Origin of the sequence: Streptomyces bohaiensis, assembly GCF_012033785.1 — a bacterium.
Lineage (GTDB): Bacteria > Actinomycetota > Actinomycetes > Streptomycetales > Streptomycetaceae > Streptomyces > Streptomyces bohaiensis.
Map to the genome: position 1 here is coordinate 1 of NZ_JAAVJC010000239.1, position 7,103 is coordinate 7,103.

7 protein-coding genes are annotated in these 7,103 nt (G+C 74.7%); 2 read left to right on the forward strand and 5 right to left on the reverse strand.

Annotated elements, in window-relative coordinates; all coding sequences use genetic code 11:
* Positions 1–163: 163 nt before the first annotated feature.
* The gene (locus tag HCN52_RS19695; RefSeq protein ID WP_168089785.1) at positions 164–841 is read left to right on the forward strand and encodes a uracil-DNA glycosylase; all 678 of its coding nucleotides are present in this window, start codon (positions 164–166) and stop codon (positions 839–841) included.
* Between the two features lie 27 nt (positions 842–868).
* Here HCN52_RS19695 and HCN52_RS19700 read toward each other — a convergent pair whose 3' ends face one another.
* The 5 genes from HCN52_RS19700 to HCN52_RS19720 all read right to left on the reverse strand — a co-directional run bounded on the left by HCN52_RS19700 (position 869) and on the right by HCN52_RS19720 (position 5,306).
* On the reverse strand, positions 869–1,165 hold the full coding sequence (locus tag HCN52_RS19700; protein WP_168089786.1) for a peptidoglycan-binding domain-containing protein: 297 nt from the start codon (positions 1,163–1,165) through the stop codon (positions 869–871).
* A gap of 56 nt (positions 1,166–1,221) precedes the next feature.
* A complete protein-coding gene (locus HCN52_RS19705) occupies positions 1,222–1,872 on the reverse strand; it encodes a TetR/AcrR family transcriptional regulator (RefSeq protein ID WP_168089787.1) in 651 nt (216 codons plus the stop codon).
* A 522-nt stretch (positions 1,873–2,394) separates the two neighbouring features.
* The gene (locus tag HCN52_RS19710) at positions 2,395–3,423 is read right to left on the reverse strand and encodes a S66 family peptidase (RefSeq protein WP_168089788.1); all 1,029 of its coding nucleotides are present in this window, start codon (positions 3,421–3,423) and stop codon (positions 2,395–2,397) included.
* A 108-nt stretch (positions 3,424–3,531) separates the two neighbouring features.
* A complete protein-coding gene (locus tag HCN52_RS19715) occupies positions 3,532–4,470 on the reverse strand; it encodes a M56 family metallopeptidase (RefSeq protein WP_168089789.1) in 939 nt (312 codons plus the stop codon).
* 152 nt (positions 4,471–4,622) lie between these two features.
* Complete coding sequence (locus HCN52_RS19720) at positions 4,623–5,306, reverse strand: glycerophosphodiester phosphodiesterase (RefSeq protein WP_168089790.1); 684 nt, start codon at positions 5,304–5,306, stop codon at positions 4,623–4,625.
* A 302-nt stretch (positions 5,307–5,608) separates the two neighbouring features.
* Between HCN52_RS19720 and HCN52_RS19725 the strand changes: the two genes are divergently transcribed.
* Positions 5,609–6,994 (forward strand): DUF6421 family protein, encoded by a 1,386-nt coding sequence (locus HCN52_RS19725; protein ID WP_168089791.1) that lies wholly within the window; start codon positions 5,609–5,611, stop codon positions 6,992–6,994.
* Positions 6,995–7,103 lie beyond the last annotated feature (109 nt).

Consider the following 7,103-nt stretch of genomic DNA (forward strand, 5'->3'; position numbering starts at 1 on the left):
GGGTCACCGCCGCGGCGGCACCCGCGCGCGGTCCGGTGGTTGCGGCTGGTCATGGCTGCTCCGGTGGTCGGGCGGGCGGCGACGGCCGGAAGCCTACCGCCCGACCACCGGAGCGGTCCGGGCGAGCGGTGCGCCCCGCGTTGGGCCGGTAGGGTGACGGACTGTGGCAGCACGACCGTTGAACGAACTCGTCGAACCCGGCTGGGCCGAGGCCCTCGCCCCCGTAGCGGGGTGGATCGCCGCCATGGGCGACTTCCTGCGCGGCGAGATCGCCGCCGGCCGCACCTACCTGCCGGCCGGCGCCCACGTCCTGCGGGCGTTCCAGCAGCCGTTCGCCGACGTACGCGTCCTGATCGTCGGCCAGGACCCGTACCCCACACCGGGGATGGCGATCGGGCTGAGTTTCGCCGTCGCCCCGGAGGTGCGCCGGCTGCCCGGCAGCCTGGAGAACATCTTCCGGGAGCTGCACGAGGACATCGGGGCGCCCCGTCCCCGCAACGGCGACCTCACCCCCTGGACACGGCAGGGCGTCCTGCTCCTCAACCGCGCGCTGACCACTGCGCCGGGACGGCCGGCAGCCCACCGCGGCAAGGGGTGGGAGGAGGTCACCGAGCAGGCCATCCGCGCCCTGGTGGCGCGGGGCACCCCGCTGGTGTCGATCCTCTGGGGCCGCGACGCGCGGTCGCTGCGGCCGCTGCTCGGCGACCTGCCGGCCGTGGAGTCGGCACACCCCTCGCCGATGTCGGCGGATCGGGGCTTCTTCGGATCACGGCCGTTCAGCCGCACCAACGAGCACCTGGAGCGGCTCGGCGCGCAGCCGGTCGACTGGCGTCTCCCCTGAGGCGGTCCGCCCCGCTCCGTCCGCAGGTCAGGCGGCGAGGACCGCGGTCAGGCGCTCGTCGGTGACGGTGCAGTAGACGCCGGCGGCCTCCTGTTGCCGGACGCCGTACCACTCCTGGAACCGTGCGACGCTCTCGAAGGTCGCCTCGTCGTAGACGCCGCTGACCGGCACCGCGAAGTGGTCGCCGACCGCGGTGAGCCGCTCCTGCAGCGCGCGGACCTCGGCACCCTCGTCCCCGGGGCCCAGGAGCGAGGGTTGTGGCCGGGGGCGCGGGGGCGTGGCACCCCGTCGCCGCCGGTGGCAGGGGCGTGCACCGTCCGGCACCGCGGCCCGTCGGCGGAGCTGCCGTGCCGGTGCGCGCCGCGCGGTGACGCGGCCCGTCAGCCGGCGGCGTGCCGGAGCAGCCCCTCCGGCCCTGGGTCGGGCTCGGGCGCGGGCGGGAAGCCGCGCTCCCAGTCGAGCCGGTACCGGTCGAACAGCTCGGCGCGCAGCCGCGCGGCCGGGAGCGCGGCGCCGGGGAGGAGGACGGCCACCACCGCGCCCATGAGCAGCGCCCGGAGGATGGGGTAGTCGGCCTCGGGGGCCGGTGAGCCGTGCGCGACCAGCGCGCCGCGGAGCAGGGTGCCGAGCCGCTGCTGCTCCACGCAGTGCACGAACCCCTCCTGTTGGAGCAGCCCCGCCATGTGCGCCCGCATCAGGACCGGCTGGTCGACCGCGATACCCAGCACCGCGTCGATGGCGCGGGCGAGCTGCTCGTCGCCCGCCCGAGGCCCCTGCGGTGCGGGCTCGCGGTTCAGGGCCTCCTCGATCCGCAGGTGCATGAGCCGGTGGACGGCGGACTGGAGCAGGTGGCGTTTGCCGGGAAAGTAGTACGAGATCAGCCCCCGTGCCGAGCCGGAGCGGTCGGCGATGTCCCCGAGCGTCGTCGCTTCGTACCCGCGCTCCGCCACCAGTTCGACCGTGGCACTGAGCAGGCGCTCCCGGGAGCGCCGCCGAAGTTCCGCGTTGACGGCGGGCCGGCGAGGGGACATAACGGAAACTCCGCGTTGACTGGCTGGCAGCCAGTATACTGTGAGCGCGCGGCCGCCGAACGCGGCCCGCGCACGGGGGACGCCGGTATCGGGCGGAGCGGGGGACCGCCCGATACCGGCTCGAACATTGCAGGTCACAGCGGTTCGCGAATGTTTCGCGACGCGGTTCCGGGTTCGGGGCGCGGCGGTTCCGGCCGGCCGCGGAGATCGCCGGGCGCCACCGGCTGGGAGCGCGGCATCGCGCTTCGTCACTCGACTGCATCACTCGTCCGAGTGGATCCGTCGTCGTCGGCGGCTCCCTCCCATGGACCCGGTCCGGCGCGGCTCGTCGTGGTGACCACGACCGGCCGAGGTGAGGACCGACGGGAAGCCGGATGCGGGGCTGAGGAGGCCCGGGGCGCGCCGGTGCCCGCCTGGCGTCATCCGGTCCGTGCGGGAACGCCGGACACCGCAGCCAGGGATGCGGGCGGGTCGGCGGGCGACCGCCACCGGCGAACCGGGGACGCCACGGGGCTCGGCGGCTCAGTCCAGCGTCTGGGTCAGTTCACTGCGGGTCGGGGTGTGCACGACCCGGCCCCTGGCCCCGTTGACGAGGGGCAGGTAGGGCGGGACGTGCCCGCACTCGACGTCGGCGATGATCGGGACGCCCAGCGGGCCGAGCGCGTCGAGAACGGCCTGACGCTGGGTGAGGGACGGGGCGTCGGGTGCCGACGTCCGGCCGACGAGGACCGCGTTGGCCGCGTCGAAGAAGCCGGCCAGTCGCATCCCGTGCAGGTTCCGGCAGATGGCGAAGGCGTCGTCGCCGGCCGCTTCGACGTAGGCGAGCACCCCGTCCGGGGCTTGTGCCCGCGCGAACGCGGTCACGTCGAGGTAGGCCGTCCCCGCGAGGTTGCTCAGTGTCTCGATGCAGCCGCCGATCAGGCGTCCCTCCACCTCGACGTCCTCCTCCGCGTCCAGCCGGGTCCAGCGGCCGACCGTGTCGAGCGTGTACGCGCGCACCTCGGGCTGTGTGCGGTAGTCGTCCCGGCCCGTGGCCCGGTGCCGTTCGGGCGGGCGCTGGGTGAAGGGCCGGCCCTGCGGGGCGGCGACGACGTCGAGCCAGGACAGCAGCCCTTCCGGGGGCCGGTAGGGCGTGTCCATGAGGTTGTTGCCGTGCACGGTCGCCGTGCCGGTGAGGAGGGTCAGCGGCGTCATCACGGTCGACAGGTCGGAGTACCCGACGAGCCAGGTGGGGTCGGCGTCGCGCAGCCGGTCCCAGTCGAGCAGGGGCAGCAGGTCGATGGCGGTCTCCCCTCCCCACGGCGGGATCACCGCGCTGATGCCGGGATCGGTCATCATCGACACGAGTTCGGCGGCGCGATCGACGGCGGGGGCGCTGGCGTGACCGGCGCCGTCCATGCAGTGGCCCACGACCACCTCGTACCCCCGGGCCCGCACGTCGCTCACGGCCACGTCGAACCGTGCGCGCAGCTCGTCCCCGATTCCGCTCGACGGGGAGGTGACGCCGACGCGGTCACCGGGGCGCAGGGGGCGCGGGTAGTGAACTGACATGCGGCGGATTCTGGCACGTCGCCCTCGCCGCGTCCCGCGGGTTTCGGTGCGTCGTGACCGCGCGCGGCCCGCCCGGGACCTCAGCCGCGCCGCTCGGCGGGGTGCGACTCAGCCGAGCGAGCTGATGCCGGGGGCGAAGGCGACGAGCAGCGGCACGGCGGGCAGCAGGGCGGCCGCGGCCGTCAGCCGCAGCCGGCGCGGCCCCGCGAAGCGGGGGAGCGGTGCGAGGAGGCGGTCGACCCGGCGGGCCAGCGGGCTGGGGAGCTGGCGGTTGGGGGCGAAGGCGTCCCGGTCCTCGTTGAGTCCCAGCAGCGCCAGGGCGGTGGTCATCCGGCCGTAGCGCCGCGAGGCGCTGTCGTCGGCGGCCATCTCGACCAGCCGGTGCACCTCGCGGTGGAAACCCGCGAAGACCGGCACCTGCGGGAACCCCCGGGCGAGCGCCCCCGAGCAGTGGAGCAGCCAGTCGTGGCGGGCCCGCGCGTGCCCCTGCTCGTGGGCGAGCACCGCGTCGAGCTGCTTGCCGCGCAGTCGGCGCAGCGCCCCCGAGGTGATCAGTACCCGGCGCTCCGGCCCGGGGAGCAGCCACGCGCCCGGCCGGTCGTCCTCGACGATCACCAGCCGTCCGCTGCCCGGCTCCTCGCCGGGCAGCCGCGGCACTCGCGCGAGGAGCGAGGCGCGCTGCCGGCGGCGCGCGGCGCGCGCCGAGGCGATCTCGCGGACCAGCATGACGGCCGTCCACACACCGCCGACGGCCAGCAGGACGGCGACGGCGGCCGCCCACTGCTCGCCGTCGGGGTGCAGGGCGTAGGCGTCGAGGACGGAGGTCGGCGCGGGCGCGAACAGACCGCCGCGGACGCGGTGCCACGCCGCCGCACCGGAGAGCGCCATGGCCAGGACGCAGCACATCAGGACGGCGGCGACGACGCACTGCCAGACCCACAGCGCCAGGACCGGCTCCCGGTCGGGCCAGGAACCGCGGACCAGCACGCGCGGCGCCAGTGCCGCGGTGAGTCCGCCCAACGCGAGCAGCGTGAGCGCGATGACCATGGCCTCAGCCTAGGACCCCGCGCCTCCGCGCGGCTCCCGGGGGTGACGTATGCCTCACCGTGGGGGCGGGCCGGCCCCGGTGGGAGAGGGCCGGTCGGCCCCCGGGCAGGGCGTCGCGGCCGTCCTGCCGGGGGCTGCGGGTGGCGGGAGGCTCAGCGGTGGCCGAGGGCGGCGTGGGCGAGCTCCGGCTCGTCGGTGACGACGCCGTCCAGGCCCAGCTCCCGTGCCCGCTCCAGCTCCGCCGGGGTGTTGACGGTCCAGGAGATGACCGACAGACCGGCGGCGTGGCAGGCGCCGACCACCTCCGGGGTCAGCTGGGGAAACTCGCAGGAGACCATGTCGGCGCCGAGTGCCACCGCCCGCTCCGGGGCGGTACGGGTGCTCTCGCCGGTGACCAGCGCGATCGGGATCGAGGGGAGCAGCTCCCGGATCTCCCGCAACGCCGCGTCGTGGAAGGAGATCACCCGCACGCGGTCGTGGAAGCCGTGACGGGTGATCGACGCCGCCAGGACGCGGGCGGCGGCGACGTCCTTGATCTCGGCCTGCACCGGTGTCGAGACGCTCTCCATCGCCTCCTCGAAGAGCGGCACCCCCTCGCCGAGGCCGGCGTCGAGGCGGCGCAGCTGGGCCAGGGACAGGTCCCCGACGCGTCCGTGGCCGTCGGTGGTGCGGTCGACCGTGGTGTCGTGCATCACCACGAGCCGGCCGTCGGCGCTGAGGTGGATGTCGAGCTCGACGACGTCCACTCCCTCCTTCTCCGCGCGGCGGAAGGAGCGGAGGGTGTTCTCCGGCTCGGCTCCCATGAGTCCCCGGTGTCCGACGGTCAGCAGCGGCATGGGCGGTGGGCCTCTCTGGGCGTGCGTGGGTGTGCGCGGGGCCGGGCCGCCGGCCGCCGGTGCGGCACATGCGGTGAGCCGGTGGCCCGCGGGTCGGGGGAGGCGGATCTGCTCCGGGTGACCGCCGCCACTGTAGGTGACCGGGGTGAACCCCGGGCTGCTGGGGTATGACAGGAAAACCAGCGGCCTGAGTGGCGTGAGGCCGTAATATTTACGGTGCAGGGATTCTCTGCGAGGATCACTGCCGTCTCGGCGGCCTTCCAGCCGCCCCGGGGAAGAGCACCAGGCGTGGAGGAACGGTCATGACGGAAGCCCGAGTCACCGCAACGGGGCACGAGGTCGCCCCCACTGTCGTCGAGCAGCCCGCCTGGGCGGCGCTCAAGAGCGCCGTCGAGACGATCCGCCCCGCCCAGTCGGCGGACGGGTCGGTCGACCTCACCGCCGAGGACGCGCCCACCGCCGAGGCGCTCACCGGGCAGGTGGAGCGGATAGCCGCCGCGGTGGACGAGCTCTCGCCGCTGCTGCCGCACGACGCCGCCTACCACCGCGCGCTCGTTGCCGACCTGCGGCGCTGGGCGGCGGAGGGCTTCGGCGTCCCCGACTTCCTCGACTCGCTGCTCGCCTTCACCCCGGCGGCGGAGCGCACCGACGGCCGGCAGCACCTCGTCGTCTTCCCCATGTACACCCAGAACGGGAACCCCGACCGCAACCTGGAGGCGGTCGTGGTCCGGACGGTGTGGCCCGAGTGGCTCGCGGAGCTGGAGCGCACCCGCTACGACAACCCGCTCTTCCTCGGGATCACCTTCGAGGACTTCACCGCGGGCTACGACACCAACTCCGCGGTGCTCTTCCCCGAGACGATCGCCGTCCGCGAGGCGCCCGAGCGGTTCAGCTGGGGCGGCATCTTCTGCGACCGCGAGGCCGCCCGGTTCCGTCGGGTGGTGGACGCCGCCCGCGACGTCACCCGGTTGGAGCTCCCCGAGGACGCCCGCGCCCTCCTGGCCGACCAGCGGCGCTGCGAGCAGACCTTCGTGCTGTGGGACATGGTCCACGACCGCACCCACAGCCACGGCGACCTGCCGTTCGACCCCTTCATGATCAAACAGCGGCAGCCGTTCTGGATGTACGGGCTGGAGGAGCTGCGCTGCGACCTCACCGCCTTCCAGGAGGCCGTGGAGCTGGAGGGCGAGGGCTACGCGCAGGGCCGGGACGTCCAGTACGCCATCATCCTGGACCGCATCTTCCGCTTCCCCGTCACCGGCGAGCGCGTCCGCAACTACGACGGTCTGGGCGGGCAGCTGCTCTTCGCCTACCTCCACCGCCACGACGCGCTGCGGTGGACCGACAACCGGCTCAGCATCGACTGGGAGCTGGCCCGCGAGGTGACCGTGCGGCTGCGCCGGGAGATCGAGACCCTCTACCGCGAGGGCATCGACCGGCCCAAGCTGGTCCACTGGCTCAAGGCGTACGACCTGGTTTCGGACTACCTCTCCCCGCACCCCGGCTCGACCTGGGCGCAGGGCCCGCAGGCGCTGGACCTGTCGCTGCCGCCGCGCAAGCTGGTCGACGACGTCCACCCCGACGAGTTCCCGCTGAGCCTCTTCTACGAGGCGCTCAACCGGAAGCTGCGCACGGTGGTCGCCTCCACCAAGGGGATCACCGCCGATCGGCTCGCCCCCGCGGCCTGATCGCCGCCCCGCCCGACCGCGGCCCGGTCCCCGTCCGTCCTCCCGCGCCCCGTGTGCAGCCGTGCGCGGGGCCGCGGGACGCGGGTGCGCGCGGGCGGAGCGCCGGGAG

Coding starts and splice junctions, on each gene's coding strand:
- HCN52_RS19710 (WP_168089788.1), bottom strand. CDS start 3,423: ATGTCAGTTCACTACCCGCGCCCCCTGCGCCCCGGTGACCGCGTCGGC.
- HCN52_RS19715 (WP_168089789.1), bottom strand. CDS start 4,470: ATGGTCATCGCGCTCACGCTGCTCGCGTTGGGCGGACTCACCGCGGCA.
- HCN52_RS19705 (WP_168089787.1), bottom strand. CDS start 1,872: ATGTCCCCTCGCCGGCCCGCCGTCAACGCGGAACTTCGGCGGCGCTCC.
- HCN52_RS19720 (WP_168089790.1), bottom strand. CDS start 5,306: ATGCCGCTGCTGACCGTCGGACACCGGGGACTCATGGGAGCCGAGCCG.
- HCN52_RS19725 (WP_168089791.1), top strand. CDS start 5,609: ATGACGGAAGCCCGAGTCACCGCAACGGGGCACGAGGTCGCCCCCACT.